The 23,339-nt window shown below is 50.7% G+C and carries 18 protein-coding genes and 4 tRNA genes; 7 read left to right on the plus strand and 15 right to left on the minus strand.

Annotation, left to right across the window (positions count from 1 at the left end; genetic code table 11):
• Positions 1-88: 88 nt before the first annotated feature.
• A complete protein-coding gene (locus tag R0134_RS12675) occupies positions 89-952 on the plus strand; it encodes a Tim44 domain-containing protein (protein ID WP_319782321.1) in 864 nt (287 codons plus the stop codon).
• A gap of 942 nt (positions 953-1,894) precedes the next feature.
• Here the strand turns inward: R0134_RS12675 and R0134_RS12680 are convergent.
• The 13 genes from R0134_RS12680 to R0134_RS12740 form a co-directional block, all read right to left on the minus strand.
• Positions 1,895-1,971: transfer RNA gene (locus tag R0134_RS12680), tRNA-Arg, on the minus strand.
• Between the two features lie 48 nt (positions 1,972-2,019).
• A tRNA-Arg gene (locus R0134_RS12685) sits at positions 2,020-2,096 on the minus strand.
• 54 nt (positions 2,097-2,150) lie between these two features.
• Positions 2,151-2,227 (minus strand) — tRNA-Arg (locus R0134_RS12690).
• Positions 2,228-2,233: 6 nt separating this feature from the next.
• Positions 2,234-2,323, minus strand: a tRNA-Ser gene (locus R0134_RS12695).
• A 194-nt stretch (positions 2,324-2,517) separates the two neighbouring features.
• Entirely contained in the window at positions 2,518-2,706 is a 189-nt protein-coding gene (gene csrA, locus R0134_RS12700) for a carbon storage regulator CsrA (RefSeq protein WP_319782322.1), read from the minus strand.
• Between the two features lie 243 nt (positions 2,707-2,949).
• Positions 2,950-5,571, minus strand: a complete 2,622-nt coding sequence (gene alaS, locus R0134_RS12705; protein WP_319782323.1) for an alanine--tRNA ligase — start codon at positions 5,569-5,571, stop codon at positions 2,950-2,952.
• A 125-nt stretch (positions 5,572-5,696) separates the two neighbouring features.
• Entirely contained in the window at positions 5,697-6,164 is a 468-nt protein-coding gene (locus R0134_RS12710) for a regulatory protein RecX (protein WP_319782324.1), read from the minus strand.
• 347 nt (positions 6,165-6,511) lie between these two features.
• A complete protein-coding gene (recA, locus tag R0134_RS12715) occupies positions 6,512-7,582 on the minus strand; it encodes a recombinase RecA (RefSeq protein WP_319782325.1) in 1,071 nt (356 codons plus the stop codon).
• 223 nt (positions 7,583-7,805) lie between these two features.
• On the minus strand, positions 7,806-8,330 hold the full coding sequence (locus tag R0134_RS12720; protein WP_319782326.1) for a nicotinamide-nucleotide amidohydrolase family protein: 525 nt from the start codon (positions 8,328-8,330) through the stop codon (positions 7,806-7,808).
• 206 nt (positions 8,331-8,536) lie between these two features.
• Positions 8,537-9,271 carry a sulfite exporter TauE/SafE family protein gene (locus tag R0134_RS12725; RefSeq protein ID WP_319782327.1) on the minus strand — a complete coding sequence of 245 codons (735 nt, stop codon included), beginning with the start codon at positions 9,269-9,271 and terminating at the stop codon, positions 8,537-8,539.
• Positions 9,272-9,505: 234 nt separating this feature from the next.
• Positions 9,506-10,255 (minus strand): DUF3726 domain-containing protein, encoded by a 750-nt coding sequence (locus tag R0134_RS12730; RefSeq protein WP_319782328.1) that lies wholly within the window; start codon positions 10,253-10,255, stop codon positions 9,506-9,508.
• Positions 10,255-11,976 carry a hypothetical protein gene (locus R0134_RS12735; RefSeq protein WP_319782329.1) on the minus strand — a complete coding sequence of 574 codons (1,722 nt, stop codon included), beginning with the start codon at positions 11,974-11,976 and terminating at the stop codon, positions 10,255-10,257. The genes R0134_RS12730 and R0134_RS12735 overlap by 1 nt, the downstream gene beginning before the upstream one ends.
• Positions 11,977-12,559: 583 nt before the next feature.
• Positions 12,560-13,459: a LysR family transcriptional regulator gene (locus R0134_RS12740; protein WP_319782330.1), complete on the minus strand. Its 900-nt coding sequence runs from the start codon at positions 13,457-13,459 to the stop codon at positions 12,560-12,562.
• A 94-nt stretch (positions 13,460-13,553) separates the two neighbouring features.
• Here R0134_RS12740 and R0134_RS12745 point away from each other — a divergent pair, with 94 nt between their 5' ends.
• The 5 genes from R0134_RS12745 (at position 13,554) to R0134_RS12765 (ending at position 18,723) form a co-directional block, all read left to right on the plus strand.
• A complete protein-coding gene (locus tag R0134_RS12745; RefSeq protein ID WP_087035068.1) occupies positions 13,554-14,996 on the plus strand; it encodes an aldehyde dehydrogenase family protein in 1,443 nt (480 codons plus the stop codon).
• Between the two features lie 13 nt (positions 14,997-15,009).
• On the plus strand, positions 15,010-16,020 hold the full coding sequence (locus tag R0134_RS12750) for a dipeptidase (RefSeq protein ID WP_319782331.1): 1,011 nt from the start codon (positions 15,010-15,012) through the stop codon (positions 16,018-16,020).
• A 51-nt stretch (positions 16,021-16,071) separates the two neighbouring features.
• Positions 16,072-17,646, plus strand: coding sequence for a BCCT family transporter (locus R0134_RS12755; RefSeq protein WP_319782332.1), 1,575 nt, complete (start codon positions 16,072-16,074; stop codon positions 17,644-17,646).
• Positions 17,647-17,729: 83 nt separating this feature from the next.
• A complete protein-coding gene (locus tag R0134_RS12760; RefSeq protein WP_319782333.1) occupies positions 17,730-18,104 on the plus strand; it encodes a RidA family protein in 375 nt (124 codons plus the stop codon).
• Between the two features lie 148 nt (positions 18,105-18,252).
• The gene (locus R0134_RS12765; protein WP_319782334.1) at positions 18,253-18,723 is read left to right on the plus strand and encodes a hypothetical protein; all 471 of its coding nucleotides are present in this window, start codon (positions 18,253-18,255) and stop codon (positions 18,721-18,723) included.
• 418 nt (positions 18,724-19,141) lie between these two features.
• Here R0134_RS12765 and R0134_RS12770 read toward each other — a convergent pair whose 3' ends face one another.
• Positions 19,142-19,384 (minus strand): hypothetical protein, encoded by a 243-nt coding sequence (locus tag R0134_RS12770; RefSeq protein ID WP_319782336.1) that lies wholly within the window; start codon positions 19,382-19,384, stop codon positions 19,142-19,144.
• Here R0134_RS12770 and mutS point away from each other — a divergent pair.
• Positions 19,376-22,030: a DNA mismatch repair protein MutS gene (gene mutS / locus R0134_RS12775; protein ID WP_319782337.1), complete on the plus strand. Its 2,655-nt coding sequence runs from the start codon at positions 19,376-19,378 to the stop codon at positions 22,028-22,030. The genes R0134_RS12770 and mutS overlap by 9 nt on opposite strands.
• 301 nt (positions 22,031-22,331) lie before the next feature.
• On the opposite strand, the gene rpoS is transcribed toward mutS, so the two are convergent.
• A complete protein-coding gene (rpoS, locus tag R0134_RS12780) occupies positions 22,332-23,303 on the minus strand; it encodes an RNA polymerase sigma factor RpoS (protein WP_319782339.1) in 972 nt (323 codons plus the stop codon).
• Positions 23,304-23,339: the final 36 nt, after the last annotated feature.

Genomic DNA, 23,339 nt, shown 5'->3' on the forward strand with positions numbered 1-23,339 from the left:
ACGGGTTAATGCGTGATCACGTGGTCACCCGTTGACATAACATGTCCCTGCTTTAGGATGTGCTGGTCTGTCATTCAAGGAAGTTAACATGCGCAAATTGCTTACGTTATTTACACTTATTTTTGCGATTGGCATTACTGCCACCGCATTTGATGCCGAAGCCCGTAAAATGGGCGGCGGTCGCTCTTTTGGTAAGTCTTATAAAACAGCCCCCGCTCAACCCGCTAAACAAAACACCGCTAACCAAGCCGGTCAAACTCAAACGCCGAAGAAATCAGGTGGCATGATGGGTGGTCTGTTAGGTGGCTTATTGGCCGGTGGTTTACTGGCTGCATTGTTCAGCTCAGGTGCTTTTGAAGGCTTTAAGATGATGGACTTCTTGCTGATGGCAGGTCTGGCATTTGTGGCCTTTAAGATCTTTAGCACCTTACGCAAAGGCAAAGCGCAAACAGCGCGCCCCGCGTTCGGTGGCCCCCAGCAGTTTGAAGCACCCAAGCCGTTTGCAGCCACCCCTGCTGCAGACTCCAATACTGCCAGCAACGGTTTCGCGCCTAGCGATGTGCCGTTTAACCTGCCCCCAGGTTTTGATATGCAGGCATTTTTGCAAGGCTCACGCGAGCATTACCGCACCTTGCAACAGGCATGGAATACCAACGACTTAGAAAAAATCCGCGAATACGTGTCTCCAGAGTTGTTTGCTGATTTAAGCCAAGAGCGTGCCACCTTAACCGGCGACCAGCATACAGAGGTGATGTTTGTGGACGCCGAGCTGGTACGTGCCGACCATACCTCTTATCACGCACAAGTGAGCTTGAAGTTTAGCGGTCGCTATCGCGACAGCCACGAAGCCATAGAGCAAGACATTAAAGAAGTGTGGCACTTAGAGCGCGACCTAACCCAAGAGAATGCCCCTTGGTTAATCGTAGGTCTGGAAGACGAAGCATCAGCTTAAGTTAACCCAATGATTGTATAAGGCGCCTCAGGGCGCCTTTTTTGTGCCTGAGCTTTATGGGCAATGTTGAAGGGTGAAGGGTGAAGGTGGAATTAAACATTGCGCGCAGCCGCGCCACTACCAACATATTGCACGAATGTAGTCGCGTGCTTTGATCGACGAAATCCTGCAGAGCAGGTTCTGACGCACAGGCCCACCAATGGCGATGGATTGGTTGGTAGATTTAAGAAAATACGAGCGTACGGGGAGAACAGAGCAAAAATATGGCTACGCCCCAGTGCACAGCTAAAGCAGTGCCTACATAGGGGTATACCTTAGGCAAGGAGTTGAACTGCGGGTTTATGTTTAGGTTTTGACCTTGTAGAGCCCGTATCCTCGGTAAAGAAACGGCGGGCTACAAGTTCGACGTCTTTTGTAGGCGTAAATTTATTCGCGCATTACGCTGCAGGCGTAAATCTTTAAACTCATCCAGCGTAGCTGGCCCGCCGCATACTCTCTGTATAAAAGTAGGGCGGCTACAGAAAACACCGAGTTTTCTCGTCATACCGAGCTTGCCTCGGTATCTCGCTTTTGTTTCTAAAATCCAGAACGAGATCCTGACTTTCGTCAGGATGACGGCTTCAAGCGTACTACTCGCAGCCTATAGCCCGGCGCTTTAGCTGCCGATTTTTTGTAGAGCCCGACTCTTACGGCGAGCTACAAGTTCGACGTCTTTTGTAGGCGTAAATTTATTCGCGCATTACGCCGCAGGTGTAAATCTTTAAACTCAGCCAGCGTAGCAGGCTGTTTTAAGGCCAATGGTCAACAACCAAACCGAGCCGAAGTCCTCTTCGCTGAAGAGACGGGCTCCTACAAGGTAACAAAAAGTGTCGGTTACAAGGGAATAAACAATTCACAAACCCCAGACGCAAAAAAACCTGCACGAGGCAGGCTTCTTTAATGTGGTGCACCTTGGAGGATTCGAACCTCCGACCGCTCGGTTCGTAGCCGAGTACTCTATCCAGCTGAGCTAAAGGTGCAGGTAAAACTGTAAAATTTCTATCTTTACTTCAATCTGTACATTTAGATGGTGCACCTTGGAGGATTCGAACCTCCGACCGCTCGGTTCGTAGCCGAGTACTCTATCCAGCTGAGCTAAAGGTGCAGCTTTAAAATGTCTTACTCTTTTATAACCAACACACATGTGTTGTTTACGATATGGTGCACCCTGGAGGATTCGAACCTCCGACCGCTCGGTTCGTAGCCGAGTACTCTATCCAGCTGAGCTAAGGGTGCTAAATATGGCGGTGAGGGAGGGATTCGAACCCTCGATGCGGATTAACGCATACTCCCTTAGCAGGGGAGCGCCTTCAGCCACTCGGCCACCTCACCGGTTTGTGTGGCGTATATTACCGTCACACGAAAATATGTCAAACCCTTTTCTCACCTGTTTTGTTCGTTTGCACAGTCTTTGTACGCTTTGCGTCAAAAGCCATCACTTTGAACAAAAACCACTCCAGAATTACTTAAAGAATTACTTAAAGAATTACTTAAAGAATTACTTAAAGAATTACTTAAAGAATTACTTAATAAGTCTCGTCTGCGTTGCCTTTCTCGGCTTGAATACGCATATAAATCTCTTCACGGTGCACGGATACTTCTTTAGGTGCATTAACACCAATACGAACCTGATTACCCTTTACACCCAATACGGTGACGGTAACCTCATCACCTATCATTAGGGTTTCCCCTACTCGTCTGGTCAATATCAGCATCTTGTGCTCCTGTGGCTGCTATGTATTAGAAATAATTGTTATTTATTATCCGCTAAAGGGGTGGAAAAACCTAGTCTACTTTTTTAACAAATTCGGCTAATCGCTACAAAATCAAGAGGCCTGTCAATGACAGGCCTCTGGTATTCACATATCAAGTGCTATTCACAGTTCAAGCGCTTGATTGTCGCGTCACGCTATGGCTGATAGTTATAGCTCACGTTAGCGCTTAACGATAGGTTTTGCTTATAAACGCTCCGTTAACCAAGGCGTCACCGAGGCCAATGCTGCCGGCAGCAGAGCGGGCTCAGTGCCCCCTGCTTGGGCCATGTCGGGTCGACCACCGCCCTTACCGCCTACTTGCTGGGCGACCAAGTTCACCAGCTCGCCCGCCTTTACCTTGCCCGTTAAGTCTTTAGTCACACCGGCAATCAAGCTCACCTTGCCGTCGTTCACCGTGGCCAGCACCACTATGCCTGACTGTAGCTTCACCTTAAGGTCGTCCAAGGAGCCGCGCAGTGATTGGCTCTCAGCACCCTTAAGATCCGCTATCAGTACCTTAGTGCCATTGATCTCGATCACTTGCTCTAATAATGCCGTGCCCGCTTGTGCGGTGAGCTTGGCTTTAAGCTGCTCGATTTCTTTTTCTAACTGACGGCTGCGGTCCAGCGTTTGCTTCACTTTGTCTGCCACCGAGAACAAATCACCTTTTACTAAGCCGGCGGTTTGCGCTAACTCAGTATTAAGCCGATGCAGGTAGGCGAGTGCCGCATCACCGGTCACGGCTTCGATACGACGAATGCCGGCCGCAATGCCGCTTTCAGACAAGATCTTGAACAAGCCGATATCACCGGTGCGTTGTACGTGAGTACCGCCGCACAGCTCGGTGGAGGCATCGCCCATAGAAACGACGCGCACTTCATCGTCATACTTCTCACCAAACAGCGCCATGGCACCGGCTTCTTTAGCGCCGTCTAAATCCATTAACTGTGTAGCGACCGCGTGGTTAGCGCGAATATCTTTGTTCACCATGTCTTCGATTTCACGCAATTCCGCCGCCGTCATGCCCTCAAGGTGCGAGAAGTCAAAACGTAAGCGTTCAGGATCAACCAAGGAGCCTTTTTGCGTGACATGCTCACCCAATAACTTGCGCAGGCTAGCGTGCAGCAAATGCGTGACCGAGTGGTTCAGTGCAATGGCTTGGCGACGATAGCTGTCGACGGCGGCCGTAACCGACTCGCCCACTTCTACTGTGCCCAGTTCCAGCACACCTAAGTGCAAAACGCCGTTACCGGCTTTCTTGGTGTCTTTTACCACAAACAGGCCGTCGTCTAGCTTGATCACGCCACTGTCGCCTACCTGACCACCGGACTCGCCGTAGAATGGCGTTTTATCCAAGACGATGGCGGCCTCTTCACCGGCGATCAGTGCGGTTACCGACTCGCCGTCTTTAAAGATGGCCGTGATATTGGCAGGCTCGGCTAAATGCTCGTAACCGGTAAAGGCAGTGGTGCCTTCCACTTTCAGGGCCTTGGTGTAATCCACACCAAAGTTAGACGCTTCTTTAGCGCGCACCCGCTGTTGCTGCATCAACACTTCAAAGCCCGCTTCATCGATACTCAGCTCGCGGTCACGCAACACGTCGGCGGTTAAGTCAGCCGGGAAGCCATAGGTATCGTAGAGCTTAAACACCACCTCACCGGGCAGCACTTTGGCATCGCCCAGCTCAGTAATGGCATCTTCTAACAGCTGTAAACCGCGACCCAGCGTGCGTGCAAATTGCTCTTCTTCTAAACGCAGCACTTTTTCGATAATGGCGCGTTGGGTGTTGAGCTCCGGATAGGCTTCAGACATTTGCTCGCACAACGCACCCACTAGCGTATAGAAGAACGACTGCTCGGCTCCTAACTTACGACCATGGCGCACGGCGCGGCGAATAATACGGCGCAACACATAACCACGGCCTTCATTGGACGGCATAACGCCATCGGCAATTAAGAAGGAGCAAGAGCGAATATGATCGGCAATCACGCGCAGCGATTGGCTGTTTAAATCCTCGGTGCCCACCGCCTTGGCCGCGGCTTTGATCAACGCCTGAAACAGATCAATGTCGTAGTTAGAATGCACGCCTTGCAAGATGGTCGCGATGCGCTCTAACCCCATGCCGGTATCAACAGAGGGCTTAGGTAGCGGCTCCATGGTGCCGTCTGCATGACGGTTAAACTGCATAAACACCAGATTCCAGATTTCGATATAACGGTCACCGTCTTCGTCTGGGCTGCCCGGCGGGCCACCCCAAATCTGCTCACCGTGATCGTAAAATATTTCACTACAAGGTCCACAAGGGCCGGTATCGCCCATGGTCCAGAAGTTATCGGACTGGAACTCGCCGCCCTTATCGCCAATACGTACGATGCGCTCTTCTGGCACGCCCATTTTTTTGGACCAAAGATCGAAGGCTTCATCATCGGTGGTATAAACGGTGACCCACAGCTTCTCTTTAGGCAGCTGTGCTACTTCGGTTAAAAACTCCCAGGCAAAACGAATTGCATCTTGCTTGAAGTAGTCACCGAAGCTGAAGTTACCCAGCATTTCAAAGAAGGTGTGGTGGCGGGCGGTGTAGCCCACGTTTTCCAGATCGTTATGCTTGCCACCGGCACGCACACAGCGCTGCGAGCTGGTCGCCTTGTTATAGGCTCTTTGCTCTAACCCTAAAAACAGATCCTTAAATTGGTTCATACCGGCGTTGGTAAACAGCAAGGTAGGATCGTTATGAGGAACCAGTGAGCTGGAGCTCACTACCTGGTGGCCTTGTTGGCGAAAATACTCGAGAAACGCGGTGCGTAACTCAGATGTGGTCATCTGCATGGATAATCCTGTTCTATCACTCGGTTCATAGGCGTTAACCCAGCTAATTTAAAAGGTATCTGCGCTAATGTAAAACGCAGCCTGCCTTTTGCCGGCGTTTAAGGAAGTTAACGGCAGAATAACAGCTAGTCTGGCTCGGTTTCTAGCGCGTAGCGCACTTGTTCGGAATTAAAGCCTCGACTTTGTAAGTAACGTACTCGCTTGGCCTTCTCTTTAATGTCATTAATCTCGCGGCCGCGAAAGCGCGACTGATAACAGGCTAATGCCAGTTCAAACCAATCGGTCTCATCTTCTTCAAGCGCCAGCTCGATAATGTTTTCGTCCACCCCTTTACGCTTAAGCTCCATGCGAATGCGCATAGGGCCGTGTCTTTTAAACACATGTTGGCGCACTTGAATGCGGGCAAAGCGCTCATCGCACAACCATTGCTGCTCCACTAGTTTATCGAGGGCGGTTTCAATGAGCTCGGGATCAAATTGACGTAGCCGCAGCTTTTGTGCGAGTTCGAGACGGCTGTGATCACGGCGCGACAACAGTCCTAAGGCGCTATGCCACAATGCTTGCGGGGTCAGTTTTTCTGGGTCTTTAATCATAGTGAAATTGTAAGGGGTGAGGGGTAAAGAGTGAAGTGTGAAGTGTGAAGAGCAGCGCCGAGGTCCTCTTTATCAAAAAGACGGGCGGTGACAAAATCCTGAAGAGTTAATTATCTGGTAGAGGTCGCTTCAGCTGGCCGGTTTTGTGAAACAAAACTAAATAGCCTAATAAGTGCCGCTGCGCGTCACCGGCCGGCTAAAGCGGCCTCTACAGGGTTGTGTTCTTCTTATTGCTTGGCGCTCGACGTTGGTTTAACCCTTTACGCATCACTCTTCACGCTGTTTTAGGCACATAAAAAAGGCCGGGAGTGCCCGGCCTTGATTTTTAGACGTCGTGATAAATAGCGTTAGAAGTCTTCTTTTTCGTCTTCGGGTAGTTTGTTGCCCAAGGCGCCTGGCGCATCTTCTACTTTAACCTTTTCTTCACCGGCTTTAAGCAGCAGCAAGTCGCGCAGCTTTTTCTCTATCTCATCAGAGATGTGCTTATGCTCTAACAAGTACTTGATAGAGTTGGCTTTACCTTGGCCAATCTTCTCGCCTTGGTAGCTGTACCAAGCACCGGCTTTATCCACAAACTTGTGTTTAACGCCGAGCTCAATCAGCTCGCCTTGCTTGGAAATACCTTCGCCGTAAATAATCTGGAACTCGGCTTGTCTAAAGGGCGGCGCTACTTTGTTTTTCACGACTTTTACGCGGGTTTCGTTACCCACTATTTCATCGCCCTCTTTCACCGCACCAATACGACGAATGTCGAGGCGCACCGAGGCATAAAACTTCAAAGCGTTACCACCAGAGGTGGTTTCTGGGCTACCAAACATCACACCAATTTTCATGCGGATTTGATTGATGAAAATTACTAAGCAGTTAGCCGCTTTAATGTTACCGGTTAATTTACGCAGCGCTTGGGACATCAAACGGGCTTGGAGGCCCACGTGTGAGTCACCCATTTCGCCTTCAATTTCAGCACGCGGTGTGAGTGCTGCCACCGAGTCGATAACAATCACGTCTACCGCACCTGAGCGTACTAACATGTCACAAATTTCTAATGCTTGTTCGCCGGTATCAGGCTGAGAAATAAGTAACTCATCCACGTTAACACCCAGCTTAGCTGCATAGAGAGGGTCTAGCGCATGCTCAGCATCCACGAAAGCACACACTTTGCCTTCACGCTGTGCTTCGGCAATCACTTGCAAAGTTAGCGTGGTTTTACCGGAGGATTCTGGTCCGTAAATTTCAACCACTCGCCCCATGGGCAAGCCGCCAATACCCAGCGCGATATCAAGTGATAAAGAACCTGTAGACACTGAGTCTATGTTCAACGCTTTGTTGTCACCCAAGCGCATAATGGAGCCTTTACCAAATTGCTTTTCAATTTGACCAAGGGCTGCGGCTAAGGCTTTTTCTTTATTTGGATCCATGATTGCTCCGCTGGGTAAGCTAATGCGTCTAAAAATTTATACGCTGATTATACTGGTTATTCGTACAGTATCAAGTGTGCATCTAGGTGGCAGTCCGCGACTCGAAGATAGCAGTGTAAGACGTAGTTTACGAAACATGACTCGATTAGGCTAACTGCTGACGAATCGGACTCATAAGGCCTTTAGATTAGACTAAGTGACGCACTTTATTAAGCCGCTCTCGCTAAACAAGGCATGCTAGACTGTCGTCACTAGAGAGCAGTGCTAAGCCATCTTGCAATGACGCTACAATGGTTTGTTGGCGCACGGCGTGCCTGTCACCCGCTAACTGCAATAAGCGCGTATGCAGCTTATTTTTATCGGCCAAGTAACAAGCCAGCCATACAGTGCCCACCGGCTTTTCTGAACTACCGCCGCCCGGGCCCGCCACGCCACTCACCGCCACGCCCAAATTGTCACCATTTTGCGCACACGCACCTTTGGCCATGGCGATCACGACCGCCTCACTGACCGCACCCTCGCGTTCAATCACCTTGACGTCCACGCCCAGCATCTCAGTTTTAGCGGCGTTAGAGTAGGTAACAAAACCCCGTTCAAACCACGCCGAGCTGCCGGCTATGTCGGTGATCGCACAAGCAATGCCACCACCGGTACAAGACTCAGCAGTAGTAATGGTTAAACCCCGCGCCAATAAGGCATCGCCTAATGCTTGCGCCAGCTGCAGTGTATCTAGCTGTACTTTATCCATAAATGCCTCCTTGTTTACAAGGCCTAGAGATTTCTTGCCACGAAAAAATAATATTGATAGTAATAGGTGAAACAGGCGACGCCGATATTTACATATTGCACGAATGTAGAGGCCGCTTAAGCTGGCCGGTTTTGCACAGCAAAACAAAAACCATCTCGATTTTAAACACGGCGCTGTTTAATGATCTCTCGTGCCGCTGCGCTGCCTTAAGCCGCCAAGCCACCCAAGATGCCTTGTATCAAGACCACGATGGCAGAAATAGCAGATACTAATAAAATGGCGGGTCTGGCACTTTCCACGCTCACCACTCGCTCTAAATGGCGGGATAACCAAAAACCGATGATAACCCCCGGCAGCATTTTTACAATCAAGGAGAAGCCCAGCACGCTCGCCCCTCCTTGCCACCACAGCATCAGCAGTGAAAGAGGCGTGCCGACTAAAAAGAAAGCGGCAATTTCGTTACGCGCCGTAAGCCGCGCTTCATGTTGATACAAGAGCGCAATCGGCGGGCCGCCCACAGACGTAGCCGTGCCTAACACGCCGGATAAAAAGCCCGCCACCGTTAAATTCACGCCATTGAGCGGCAGCGAATAACGACGCAGGCTCAACCAAACCGCCAGTAATAAAGCCGAACCAAAAAATAGGCTGAGCTGCCACGACGCTATGCTCACCAATAACAGCGCTCCACACCAAGAGCCCGGCAGGCGCGCCACGATCGCCGGCAATACGCGGCGAAAGTTAAGACTATGGCGCTGTTTAAAGACCACCACCACAGATAATAACCACCCCAACATCAACACAGGTCCTGGCACATAAGCGGGATCAATTAAGTACAGCAAGGGAGCGGCCAGCAGGCCAAAGCCAATGCCCACCCAAGCCTGCACTATGATGCTAACCGTGACGATTAACAGCGCCAGCAACTCTAATGATGAATACAGCATGCATTTATCCTGCCGTAAAAAATGCCATTCTAGCATGAAAGAAACAGCGCCGAGCGAACCCGTAGCACGGGAACATTGAACGTTTAATTTTTAATGTTGAATAAAAAAACCGAGCCACTGACACAGGTCAATGCTCGGTCTTAAATAAGGTAAATAGCAGAAACATCAAACTAACAAAAAAGCGGTGTCTGTCTTTAAGCTAAGCGCTTGGCGCTGTATACATACAGAGCGCTGTTACTTACTGCCCGCCCCTTGGCGAGAGCGCTCACTGTTTTCGACTAAGATACCGGCACCTATGCGGTTAATGTCATTCCATAACGCATCATCAATGTTAATACCGTGGTCGATAATGTATTCCTTGTGATCGGCCAATTGCTCGGGGCTCATGTAACGCGCGTTTCGGTTACCCTTAGAGCTCTGTAACGAAGCAGATAAGTCCACTCGCGAGCTGCACACTATGGTGAGCGCCTGAGTCTCATCTGGGTTAGTCACTAAGCTGGTCGTCGCCTCACTGAAACTGGGATAGCGCTCTCCGGCTTTAATCCCCGCCGCATATTCTTTAACCGTCTTGCTGCCGTTTTGCCAATAGGCGGTCACACTAATGCCCCGTCGCCCGCAGTCGGTAAGCGCCTTAAGCGCAAACATACGGTTATGGCAGTTATGCACGGTAATAGTGGCAATACCGCTTTCTAAGGCTTTGGCGTGCGCCAAATCAATCGAGGAGGCAATGCAGTTAAGCGCGCTGCGACCATTGCTGTCGATAATGGCCGAGGTACTGTCTTCATACACCACGGTACTAAGCGGCTTATCAAAATCCAGACCAATGTAAGGCAAGGCTCGCTTTAGCTCTGCCAGCCCATTAAGGCCGTGTTTTTCTAGCCATAACACCATGTTAGCCGCATCTTCATAGTTACCCACAAAGTAGCCGGAAGCCTCAAAACATCGGCGCAAGGCCGCTTTTAATTCGTTCATTGACACTTGCATCAGTCAATTCCTCCCACTACGGGGGCCAGCGGCATAAACCAATCATCGTTATAAACGTGACCAATATCTTCTAGCAGCGGTGCACCTTGAAACATGGTGTTGCGTACCCACAACTTAGAGCGAGGATCGAACTTACTCACGCCAAAAAAGGATAGTTTGCAGCGCAGCAGGTGCATGGGCAATACATCTTTAGCTAACAGATTGGCTTGAATATCGCCGTACACACAGCGGTCCATACTTTGAATACGCCGCACTATGCCGCGCAATTTGGGCCGCGCCACCATAAAGCGGGCCGTGGTGTGCTCTGGATGTTCTTTAATGTATTGGCACAACAACTGGTAGCATTTATATACCGCGTAGCCCACGCCCAGTGGCATTTGCTTTTCTCGCCCTTGATCCAGCGCGCACTCACCGAGGCGGGGCTCCATTTTATCTTGTGATCGATACCAGAAAATGTCTCGTGAGCCGACGGCATTAAAGTCTATTTTCAATGCCCAATCGTAACGGCGCTCTATCACTTCTTTGAGCTTTTGCAGTGGCATTAAGGAGTCCAGATCAAGAAACTCTTCCACGCAGTAATAGTCATCTAAGCCATCAACTAATTGTGGATAAAGCTCCAGCAGTATCGACACCAGCAGTTCTTGCCCTTGCAGTGAACAGTACTGCTCGCTCCAGGCCAATAAGTCATTCCAGTCATGCAACGAGGCACCCGCTTGCTCGCGCAACGCCGAGAGATCTTCAATCACCCGCACATTATTATTGGTCTGCCAAGGATCTTCGGTGAAAGTCTCCGCCATGTGCTGAGCACAGCGCGCCAACAAGGCATCCAATTGCTGACGTATGCGGTCGTCGATAAATCCTAAGCTTCGCACCAAGGCCAGCGCTAGCTCGCGCATTTCTATCCATTGGTTAATAAGCATGGGGTGATTAATCAGATAAGGGGCCATGCCAAGTCCGGTGGAGTTGCCGATACCGAAATAGCGTTTGATATGCGGCTGCATGGGATTATATTGCTGCGGATTACGCTGTTGGGCAATGTGCTCTACTTGTAACAAGCTGAAGTTTCTCAGCATTAAGCAGGCAAACATTTCGGCGGCAAAGGGCCGTGCAAAGTCGGGATACCGAGTGCTGACTTTATCCCAGTCGGCCATGCCCAGCTTGCCACTGCCGTACACGGCTGTGGTGCGATACAAGTAACCCACCTTGGCGATTTTGGCTACATCGGGCTGTTCACCCTGAGCTAATTGCTCAACCACATAATCAAAGTTGCGCGCACTGCGATTAGCACGAGACAACACAAACACGCGCGCATCCACGCGGCCCGCTTCCTGCAACGGCACATTTTGGCGTAAAAAGGCTAAGTAATCGTCTTCTACGCGCCCTGCTACCAGTGCCATGGTGAGATCCCATTTACTGGCAACCACGCGGTCGTTGCGCTCTGCTGAGCTTAAGTAATCAGAGAAAATAACGAAGCTGAACAGCCCCTGCGCGGTGTTGATTTCATAAATAACGGTGCCGTAACCCTCGGCACACAGATCCAAGCGAGCAGTATTGATTTGCCAGCGCTCAAGCATGATGCGGCGCACTAAAATGCGCATAAAACTCAATCGGCTCTGGTGCATAGCGCCCAGTCGTTCCAAGTCCATTACTTGGTCAACGGGCCGTAGTGGCAGAGCGTTGGGCCCCCGCAGGGAGGCTTTGATCGCTGCTAACCTCATCATGTTTCTACCCTCGATAATGACTAAATATCCTTATTGCGCTATTTACCGAGCAGCAGCCCAACATAACGCAGGGTCAGAAAGAGCAAACATTATTCTATGATTCATTGAATTAGGGATGCGACTTTCTACCTCATGGCTCGCATCATGGTGCCTTTCAATAAAATCCAACAAGTTAAATGCTTATATCGTTTGATAAGAAAAGTTTATCAGAATGCTAGCAAAGCGTATTAATACTGATGGCAATCTCAATAACTGACTTTATGGTTAGAAAAATAATGAGCAAAATGAGAGGTAGCGCAGGTTTATTAAATGTTGAGATATAAAACGAACCAAAGACTATGTCTGTCTTTATGCCGTCTTCCTGACGCAGGTCAGGATCTCGCTTTTAGCCGCTAAAGTAGATAACGGAGCCGACCAACGTATTCAGTTTTTCTATCGCTCTGCTTCTTTTGCTATGGCCCTTACCATTACAGAGCCCATTCAGATCTGATCACTATTTTTCCGTGTTTTTCCGTATATTCCGTGGCAGAGAGGCGTGGCAAAGAGTCTTTAAGGCCTAAGGCTTTATTTATGCACGCTCTCCTCACTCTTCCCCCTCAGTTTGGCTGGCCAGAATAAAATCGACCAGCGCCTGCGCGGGCGGGGTTAACGACTTATTATTCAGCCGAATAATACCGATGCGCCGCGTGATCACAGGGGTGTGCAGCGGAATAAAAGTGAGCTTGGTATTATCTTTGGGAAAGGCATACCAAGGCAGCGTGGTGACGCCAAAGCCCGCCTCTAGCATGGCCACCAGCGACATCATATTAGAGATGTAATACTGAGAATGCGCCAACAGCGACTCGGCCTCACTGCCCTCAAGCAATCGAGAAGTACCATTACTGATCAACCGATATTCCCGCAGTGCGCGCCAATGCAACTCACTATGGCTGGCCAATGGGTGCTCGTTGGGGCACACCACCCCTAATCTGTCTTCCCACACCGGCGTAAAATGCTTTTCGCTTTCTCTTTGCTCATCAAACAGGCTGGCAATACCAAAATCCACCTGCTGGTTTTCGACCATTTTCAACACTGCATCCGAGTTATCGTCAAACACACTCACGTGCAAATCGTTGCTACCGATGAAATTAAGCAACAATTCAGGCAAAAATCGACAGGCAATGGAGGGCACAGACGCCAAGCGCAAATGTCCGGTTTTATGCTCGACCAGCAAGGTCATGTCTTCGGCAATGCGATCGTGATGGGCGAGCAACTCTTTTGCCTTTGGCAAAAAATGTTGTCCAAACGGCGTCAGCTCAGTTTTAGCGGCACGACTATTATGCTTTTCAAACAAGGCTTCGCTTAACTTATTTTCTAAGTCACGAATCGATAATGAAATAGCAGGCTGGGTGCGATGCGCCTTTTCTGCCGCTAAATGAAAGCCTTTTAGCTCGGCTACCCAAACAAAGTGACGCAGTTGAGCAATCTTGAATTCTGGCAGCACGATAAGAATTCCTTATCAGTTAATATTATTAATTAATTTTTATTATTAAAACACAGCTTCTATGATGATACCAATCAAGCAAAGGAGATCACTCATGTCTAATTCAGTATTTCGTAACTACATCGCCGGTGAATGGGTTGAAGGCCCAAGTGCTATTGCTAACATCAGCCCGTCTGATCTGAGCGATGTTATCGGTCATTACGCCCAAGCCGATGCCGCTCAGGCCAAAGCCGCCATCGCTGCCGCCGTTAACGGCCAGTTAGAATGGCAGAAAAGTGGCCTAGAGCAGCGCTACGCCGTACTGATGGCCATTGGTGACGAACTTATCGCCCGTAAAGATGAGCTGGGTAGACTGCTGGCTCGTGAAGAAGGCAAAACCTTGGCCGAAGGCGCCGGTGAAGTGTATCGCTCTGGTCAGTTCTTTCACTATTACGCCGCCGAAGTGCTGCGCCAAATGGGTGAAACCGCAGACTCAGTGCGTCCTGGCGTAGACATTGAAACCCGCCGCGAGCCTGTGGGTGTAGTGGGTATTATCACGCCGTGGAATTTCCCGACCGCCACCGGTGCGTGGAAAATTGCCCCGGCACTGGCCTTCGGTAATGCCGTAGTCTGGAAGCCCGCCAACCAAGTGCCAGCTTCTGCCTGGGCATTGACCGAAATTATCTCGCGCCAGCAGCTACCCGCCGGCACGTTTAACTTGGTGATGGGACCAGGCGCCGAAGTGGGAGATGTGTTGATCCACTCTCGTGACATTAATGCCCTGACCTTTACCGGTTCGCTGGAAACTGGCCGCAAGGTGGCCGTGGCCACAGCCGGCAACTTAGTAAAATGCCAGCTGGAAATGGGCAGTAAAAACGCATTAGTGGTATTGGACGATGCGGACCTAGACAACGCGGTTGAGTGTGCCGTAGGTGGCGCTTACGGCGGCACCGGTCAGAAATGTACTGCTTCTTCTCGCCTGATTGTTACCGAAGGCATTCACGACCGTTTTGTAGCCGCCGTGATTGAGCGCATGAAAAAGCTGGTAGTCGGTAATCCGCTAAAAGAAGGCGTACACATTGGTGCCGTAGCCGATGCCCGCCAAATGGAATCTAACCTCAAATACTTAGAGCTGGCCAAAGCCGAAGGCGGTAATTTGGTATACGGCGGCGAGGTGATCACCGCAGAAACCGAAGGCTACTACATGCAGCCAGCGCTGTTTATCGACACCACCAACGACATGACCATTAATCGCGAAGAAGCCTTTGCGCCCATTGCCTGTGTGATCAAGGTGAAAGACTACGCTGAAGCACTGGCCACCTTAAATGACACCAATTTTGGCTTAACCGGCGGCATTTGCACCGAATCATTGAAGTATGCCACCGACTTTAAACGCAACGCCAAAACCGGCTGCGTGATGGTGAACTTGCCCACTGCGGGCACCGATTACCATGTGCCGTTTGGCGGCCGTAAAGACTCCAGCTTTGGCCCTCGTGAACAGGGTACTTATGCCAAAGAGTTTTACACCGTCGTCAAAACCACCTACATCCGCGCTTAACGGAGACAGGGCTATGAGCCGAGCATTACACAACGACATGATAGTGATTGACGGGTTGCAGTATTCCAACTGGAGCCGAGAAATCTTCGAGCAACTGCACCAAGGCGGCGTGACCATGGTGCACGCCACCATCGTCTATCACGAACAGATCCGCGAAACCCTGATGCGCGTTGCCGAGTGGAACCGTCAGTTTGAACTACACGGCGATCTGATTATGCCGGTGCGCAGCAGCGATGATATTCGCCGTGCCAAGGCCGAAGGCAAAGTCGGCATTATGTTTGGGGCGCAAAACTGCTCCCCCATAGAAGACGATATTGGCATGGTCGAGGTGATGCGTAATTTAAACCTGATGATCATGCAGCTTACCTACAATAACCAAAGCTTGCTGGCTTGCGGTTGCTACGAAGCGGTCGATAGCGGTGTGACCCGCTTTGGCCGCCAAGTGATCAAAGAAATGAATCGGGTGGGCATGGTTATCGACATGAGCCACAGCGCCGAGCGCAGCACGCTAGAGGCCATCGAGATTTCTGAGCGCCCTATCGTTATCTCGCACGCTAACCCGCTGAGCTTTCACGATGCTAAGCGCAACAAGTCGGATACGGTGCTGAAGGCTCTGGCCGAATCCGGTGGTTTATTAGGCTTTAGCGCCTATCCTTTCCACCTTAAAAACGGCCCCGACTGCACGCTGGACGAATACTGCGACATGATTGCCCGCACTGCAGATTTAATGGGCGCAGACCGCTTGGGCATCGGCACCGATTTGTGCCAAAACCAGCCGCTGTCGGTGCTGGAATGGATGCGCAACGGTCGCTGGTCCAAGGCCATGGATTACGGTGAGGGCTCTAAGGCTAATGCCGATTGGCCACGACCATTATCTTGGTTTCGTGATAGCCGCGACTTCCCCAACCTCACCAACGGCTTATTAGCCCGAGGCTTTAGCCAACAAGACACGGCAAAAATAATGGGCCAAAACTGGCTGACCTTTCTAGATACCGCCCTGCAGCCACAAACTGCTGCTCAGTAAGGATATCGGGGAGCCCTGCTCCCCGTGTAATGTTCCATAATGGAGGCGAACATGAGCAATAAAACAGAGGCGGAACTGGCCATGGATACCCATTCAACAAATAATACCCCACCCAACACTACTTTTTTTACCGGACTGGACTTACCGGTCTTTCTGCTAAGCGGCGGCGCCCTCATGCTGTTCGTCGTCATGGCGCTCTACGATATTCAATTGGTATCGAGCTGGGTAGACAGTGCCTTTGCCGTATCGACCAAACTGTTTGGTGCTTACTGGCAAGTATTACTGTTACTGACCTTTTTGATCGCGATAGCCATGGCGATTGGCAAAGGCGGTAATGTTCGCCTAGGCGGGTTAGCCGTGCCGGAAATGTCTACTTTTCAGTGGATGTCGATCATCATGTGTACCTTGCTGGCCGGCGGCGGTGTGTTTTGGGCCGCGGCTGAGCCACTGGCGCACTTTCTTTCTCCTCCCCCCCTATATGCCGATGAAACCGATGGCATGAATAAGGCCATTAACGCGCTGGCACAAAGCTTTATGCACTGGGGATTTTTAGCCTGGGCTATTCTGGGAAGCTTAACCGGCATCGTCTTTACCCACTTACATTACGACAAAGGCTTGCCGCTCAAACCTCGCACCTTGTTATATCCGGTGTTTGGTGACTGGGTCATGAAAAGCTGGCTGGGCACCTTGGTCGATGCCTGCTGCGTATTAGCGGTAGTGGCAGGCACCGTAGGCCCCATCGGCTTCTTAGGCTTACAAATCAGCTTTGGCCTAGAAAAACTGTTTGGCATTCCTGATACCTACATGACTCAGGTGATGATCCTCGTCGGTTTGATTGCCATCTATACCTTATCTGCGGTGAGTGGCGTGAACCGCGGCATTAAGATACTCAGTAATTTAAACGTGGTGCTGGCCGCATTCTTAATGCTGTTTATCCTCTTGTTTGGCCCTACTGCCTTTATCATTGATGCCTATATCGGTGCCTTTGGTGTGTATATAAGTGATTTCTTCCCGATGGCGACCTTTAGGGCTGATCCTGCCTGGTTAGATTGGTGGACGGTATTCTTCTGGGGTTGGTTTTTAGGCTATGGCCCGTTAATGGCGATGTTCGTGGCGCGTATTTCACGCGGTCGCACCGTACGTCAGGTGATTCTCTTAATCGCCATCGTCGCGCCTATCATCACCTGCTTCTGGTTCACCATCATGGGCGGCAGTGGTATTGCGTTCGAGTTAGCCAATCCGGGCAGCGTCTCTGAAGCCTTCTCTGGTTTTAACTTACCCGCCGCATTACTGGCCATCACCGAACAGCTGCCACTGGGCACCATCATCTCGGTATTGTTTTTAATCCTCACTACCATCTTTGTTGCCACCACCGGTGACTCCATGACCTATGCGGTATCCATGGTCATGACCGGGACGGATCACCCTCACTCAGGGGTACGGGTGTTCTGGGGCGTGATGATGGGGGTAGTGGCGGCTATTTTAATTTCCATTGGCTCCGGGGGAATATCGGCGCTGCAATCCTTTATTGTGGTCACCGCGGTACCTGTCTCATTTGTATTGCTGCCCACGCTATGGACGGCACCGAAGATCATTAAGCAAATGGCGATTGAGCAAAACTTGTAAAACGTACTCGTTAAGCGATTTTTAATCTAACTTGAGCGGCACTAGCCGCTCTTTTTTTCCGTATTAACCAAAAGGAATACCTCATGAAAACAGCCGTAAAAACCGATCTGTTCGCCTCTAAGGCGCCGCTAGAATGGGCAGTGATGGCCAATGGTCAGTTTTATACCGCACAAATTCCCATTGATGCCGAAGGCAAGGTGGTTGCCGGCGGCATTGAAGCCCAAGCCCGCCAAACCATGGACAACTTTAAACACACCATAGCAGCCGCCGGCTTAACCATGGCGCACGTCACTCAGGTGCTGATCTACGTCACCGCCCGCGAGCAACTGCCGGTATTCAACAAGGTGTATGCGGAATACTTTGACGCCCCCTACCCCAACCGTGCCGCCATGATAGTAGTGGGATTAGCGCGAGAAGAAATGCTCTGCGAGATCGTGGCTTACGCCGCACAAGGCTAGCTCAGGCCTAATTAAACCCAACTTAAGGGCCTAATTTAGGCCTAACTCAAGCTTAGTTCTGCCTAATATTTGCTCTTACGACCAAGGGCGACACCAACTGTCGTATCTGCTTGTATGCTACAAGTTACCTTGGTTTTAGGAGCTTTTTATGTCTGCACTCACCCCGATTCCTGAATTTTTGCGTAAGAAAAGCCGGCCCAAGCACACCTCCGAGCCCTGCTATGCGCCGCTGCCCATGCTATGGGCGCTGCGTTTGTTGCTGCTCGGCGGGGGCGTAAAAATAGGCTTAAGCAAACGCCGCCATGACTTAGATGACTTCTTACAAACGCTGGCCCCCGAACAGGAGGCAAGTGAGCTCACTCCCACTGAGGTAATGTCGTTGTTAAGCGCCGCCTTGGGCAAGCTAGAGAGCACCCGCATTGATATTCCGGCGCCGCTCGACACTAACTTGCAGCAACTGGGCGTCAGCCTTGGCCTCAACGAGTTGCAGCAAGAAATAGTGGCGTTTTTAGTACTGATAGAACAAGACAATGTGCTCAGCCAAGCCATGGGCTTATTTTATTCCAATACGGTGGGTACCCAGCAATTGGCGCGAGGCCATAGTCTAGCAAGCGAATAAGATGATTGAGCAGTATGGGGCAACGCCGAGCAACGCTCACTAGGCGCCGTGCTTACCGCTTTGTGTTCTCCCTTCACTTTTTAAACCGTTCCGCCTACGGCGAAATGCGAGAGCAAGCGTTCGCCTACAAGTGATAAACCTCACTACAGATTCAACTCTGTTTCGCCTATCACTTTTGCTTGGGCCTAATCACAGCTCTTACCATCAAGATATCTTTCAGATTTAATTACTATTTTTCCGTGCGTTCCGTGACTCTCGTAGCAAAGAGGCGTGGCAAAAATGAGTTTAAGTTTTAAATCGTTCCGCCTTCGGCGAAATGCGAGAACAAGTGTTCGCCTACAAAAGCCTAGCCCTTACCATCAAGATCCTTTTCAGATCTGATCCCTATTTTTCTGTGAGTTCCGTGGCAAAAATGGATTTAGGTTTGTGGTTTAAGGGCGAGATCCTGACTTTCGTCAGGATGACGGCTTAAACATAAACACCGCCCTTTGTTTAGCTTGGTGCTCGGTGCAGCACTCAAGCAATATGCCTTCAAACTCCGTTGCTGGTACAATGCGGCCTCAAGTTTTGGCACGGTTGATTCCTTAAGTAACGCTGCCTTACACTTGGCTTCATCATCAGTTTCATAAAGATATAAGGCATTGATTTTAATATGAATCAAGACAACTCCTCCCATACGCCCATGATGGTGCAATACCTTGGCCTTAAGGCGCAGCATCCCGATGTGTTAATGTTTTATCGCATGGGCGATTTTTATGAACTGTTTTATGACGACGCCAAGAAAGCCTCGCGTTTACTGGATATTTCTCTGACCCAGCGCGGTAAGTCTGGCGGCAATGCCATCCCTATGGCAGGCGTGCCCCATCATGCGGCGGAAGGTTATTTAGCCCGCTTGGTGCAAATGGGCGAGTCGGTGGCTATTTGTGAGCAAATTGGCGATCCGGGCATGAACAAAGGGCCGATGGAGCGCCAAGTGGTGCGCATTATTACGCCGGGCACTCTCTCTGATGAGGCACTGTTGGTAGAGCGCCAAGATAACTGCTTGGCGGCCATTTTTCATGATGGTCAGCAGTTTGGCTACGCCATGTTAGATGTGAGCACGGGGCGCTTTGTATTAAATCAATTTGCCACTGAAGAAGCGCTCACCGCCGAGCTGCAACGCACGCAACCTGCCGAACTGCTATACCCCGAAGCCTTTGCTTATTTTGCAGCCATTGAAGCCCGTAAAAGCTTACGCCGCCGACCAGAGTGGGAGTTTGATTTAGAAACGGCACGCCATTTATTGTGTCAGCAATTTGGCACCCGTGACTTAATTGGCTTTGGTGTGGAGCAGGCCACCACGGCACTGAGTGCTGCCGGTTGCGTACTGCAATATGTGAAAGATACCCAGCGCACCGCCCTGCCGCACATTAATAGTATTAGCCTAGAGCGCAGCCAAGATATGGTGGTGATGGATGCGGCTACCCGTCGCAACTTGGAGCTAACGCTGAATTTATCGGGCACGGTGGAAAACACCCTCGCCGAAGTATTGGATAATACCGCCACCCCCATGGGCAGCCGCTTACTGAAGCGCTGGATCCACCAGCCGAGTCGTAATCTGGCAGCATTAACTCGTCGCCAAGACAGCATCGCACTGCTGATGGATCAAGGCCGATATGAGGATTTACGCGCGCCACTACGCCAAGTGGGCGACATGGAGCGCGGGCTGGCGCGCTTAGCGCTGCGGTCAGCGCGACCGCGAGATTTAAGCCGCTTGCGCAGTGCGCTGCAGGCATTGCCAGAAATCCAACAACAGTTGCATGACGCCGCTGGCGCTAGCTTAACTGAGCTGGCCGCCACTATTAGTCAGTATCCGGAATTGGCTGAATTATTAGAGCAAGCAGTGGTTGATACACCGCCGGTGCTTATTCGTGATGGCGGCGTGATCCGTGATGGCTTTAATGCCGAACTGGATGAGTTGCGGGAATTGGCCGCCGGTGCTCATCGTTACTTAGAAGCACTGGAAGCGCGGGAAAAAGCCGCTACCGGTATTTCTACACTTAAAGTGGCGTATAACCGAGTGCACGGTTTTTATATTGAGGTGAGTCGGGCCAGTGCCGACCAAGTGCCGTTGCATTATGTGCGCCGCCAAACGTTAAAAAATAACGAACGCTATATTATCCCTGAGCTGAAAGAGTACGAAGACAAAGTATTAAACGCTCAAGGCAAAGGCTTAGCGTTAGAAAAAAAACTTTACGAGGCACTGCTGGATCGTTTGTTAGAGCACCTGCAGCCACTACAGCGCAGTGCTAGGGCTTTGGCCGAGCTGGATGTGTTCGCCAATTTGGCCGAGCGAGCCGACAACCTCGATTACTGCCGCCCTACTTTGACCGAAGATGAGCTGATTGATATCGAAGCTGGCCGTCATCCGGTGGTAGAGCAGGTGATGAGCGAGCCTTTTATTGCCAACCCGCTACAAATGTCTGAGCAGCGTAAGATGTTGCTGATCACCGGTCCTAACATGGGCGGTAAATCGACTTATATGCGCCAAACCGCACTGATCGTGCTAATGGCTTACATGGGCTCATTTGTACCGGCAGCCAGCGCGCGCATCGGCAAAATTGACCGTATCTTTACCCGCATCGGCGCCTCTGATGATTTAGCCTCCGGCCGTTCCACCTTTATGGTGGAAATGACCGAAACTGCCAATATTTTAAATAATGCCACCCGCCACAGCTTGGTGTTGATGGATGAAATTGGCCGCGGCACCAGCACTTATGATGGTTTGGCATTGGCTTGGGCCTGTGCCGATGCGCTGGCCAATCAGCTACATGCCTATACCTTGTTTGCTACCCACTACTTTGAGCTTACCGAGCTGGCCGGCCTGTGGTCGGCGGTGGCCAACGTGCATTTAGATGCACTTGAGCATGACGACACCATCGCCTTTATGCACTCGGTGCAAGACGGTGCCGCCAGTCGCTCTTATGGCTTACAGGTGGCAGCCTTGGCCGGCGTGCCCAAACCGGTATTGGCCTTGGCGCGCACTAAACTGGGCGAGCTGGAAACCGGCCAGTTATTAGCAGCCTCTGAGCAGGCCAAGCTATTAGCACCGCCTACGCCAAATAAGCAGAATAAAAAACCGAATAAGTCGAAAGCGTCTAATCGCCAAGAAGTTCAAGGCTCACTGCCCCTATTTGACGAACAAGCAGGTGAACCGCTTAATGCGGCTTTGCGGCTTTTAGATGAAATTGAACCGGACGAACTCACACCGCGCCAAGCGCTGGAACTGATGTATCAATTGAAGAAAAAGCGTGAAGCCGTGAATTAAGCCAAGCCACAAAACAAAAAGCCAGCACCTGACTGTGTGTCCGATGCTGGCTTTTTTGTTAGTGTTGACCGGTGAACGCTCTACGGTCGGGGTGGTTTGCTATTAGCACTGCGCCCACCTGTAAGAGGACACAGTGCCGCTACGCGCCACCGGCCAGCTCAAGCGGTCTCTACCCAAAACACCCGACCTTGTAGAGGCGGCCTTTAGCTGGCCGGTTTTGTGTAACAAAACTAAAAACAATCAAAAACTATCCGCCTTTGGTTAGAAAAAGAACCCACATCAGTGCTGCTGCGCTCTTGCATTAATTGTCGTAAAAAAGGGTATCTACACACAGGCCTTGCTGGGTGACAATTTCTTTTAAACGGCGTAGCGCTTCTACTTGGATTTGGCGTACTCGCTCGCGCGTTAAACCAATTTCTTGACCCACATGCTCCAGCGTAGAGGCTTCATAACCCAGCAAACCAAAACGACGGGCTAACACTTCACGTTGTTTAGGATTAAGCTCCTCCAGCCAACGCACTAAGCTACTGTTCATATCACTATCTTGCAGCTCGGTTTCGGGATTAGTGTCGTTTTCGTCGGCGATCACATCTAATAATGCTTTGTCACCATCACCACCGATGGGCGTGTCCACTGAGCTGACTTTCTCATTCAGCTTAAGCATGCGCGAAACATCACTGACGGGTTTATCGAGGGCTTGGGCTATTTCTTCGGCGGTGGGTTCATGATCCAGACGTTGGGCGAGCTCGCGGGCGGTGCGCAAATAAACATTAAGCTCTTTTACCACATGAATCGGCAGCCGTATGGTACGGGTCTGGTTCATGATGGCGCGTTCTATGGTTTGGCGGATCCACCAAGTGGCATAGGTGGAGAAGCGAAAGCCGCGCTCAGGATCAAACTTTTCTACCGCGCGAATTAAGCCGAGGTTGCCCTCTTCAATCAAGTCCAGCAAAGCCAGCCCGCGATTGTTATAACGGCGGGAGATTTTAACTACTAAGCGTAAGTTTGATTCAATCATGCGCTTGCGCGCAATTAAGTCTCCGCGTAAAGAGCGTCGAGCATACAAGACTTCTTCTTCTGCGGTTAATAACGGAGAAAATCCAATTTCACCTAGATACAGCTGAGTCACGTCTAGCGTACGACTGTTGGCTACACTCGCTTTTTCTTCCGCGTCTATTGTTTCAACGCTGTCTTGCTCGGGGCTGATCGTTGCATCCATTGCCTGATCCGCATCCATGTTCTTTTTTGGGGTTGTTGCTTTGCTCGCATTCATGGCAGTTCTCCCTTTATCCGGGTACTACCTGTCTCC

Source organism: Oceanisphaera sp. IT1-181 (genome assembly GCF_033807535.1).
In the GTDB taxonomy this organism is placed as follows: domain Bacteria; phylum Pseudomonadota; class Gammaproteobacteria; order Enterobacterales; family Aeromonadaceae; genus Oceanimonas.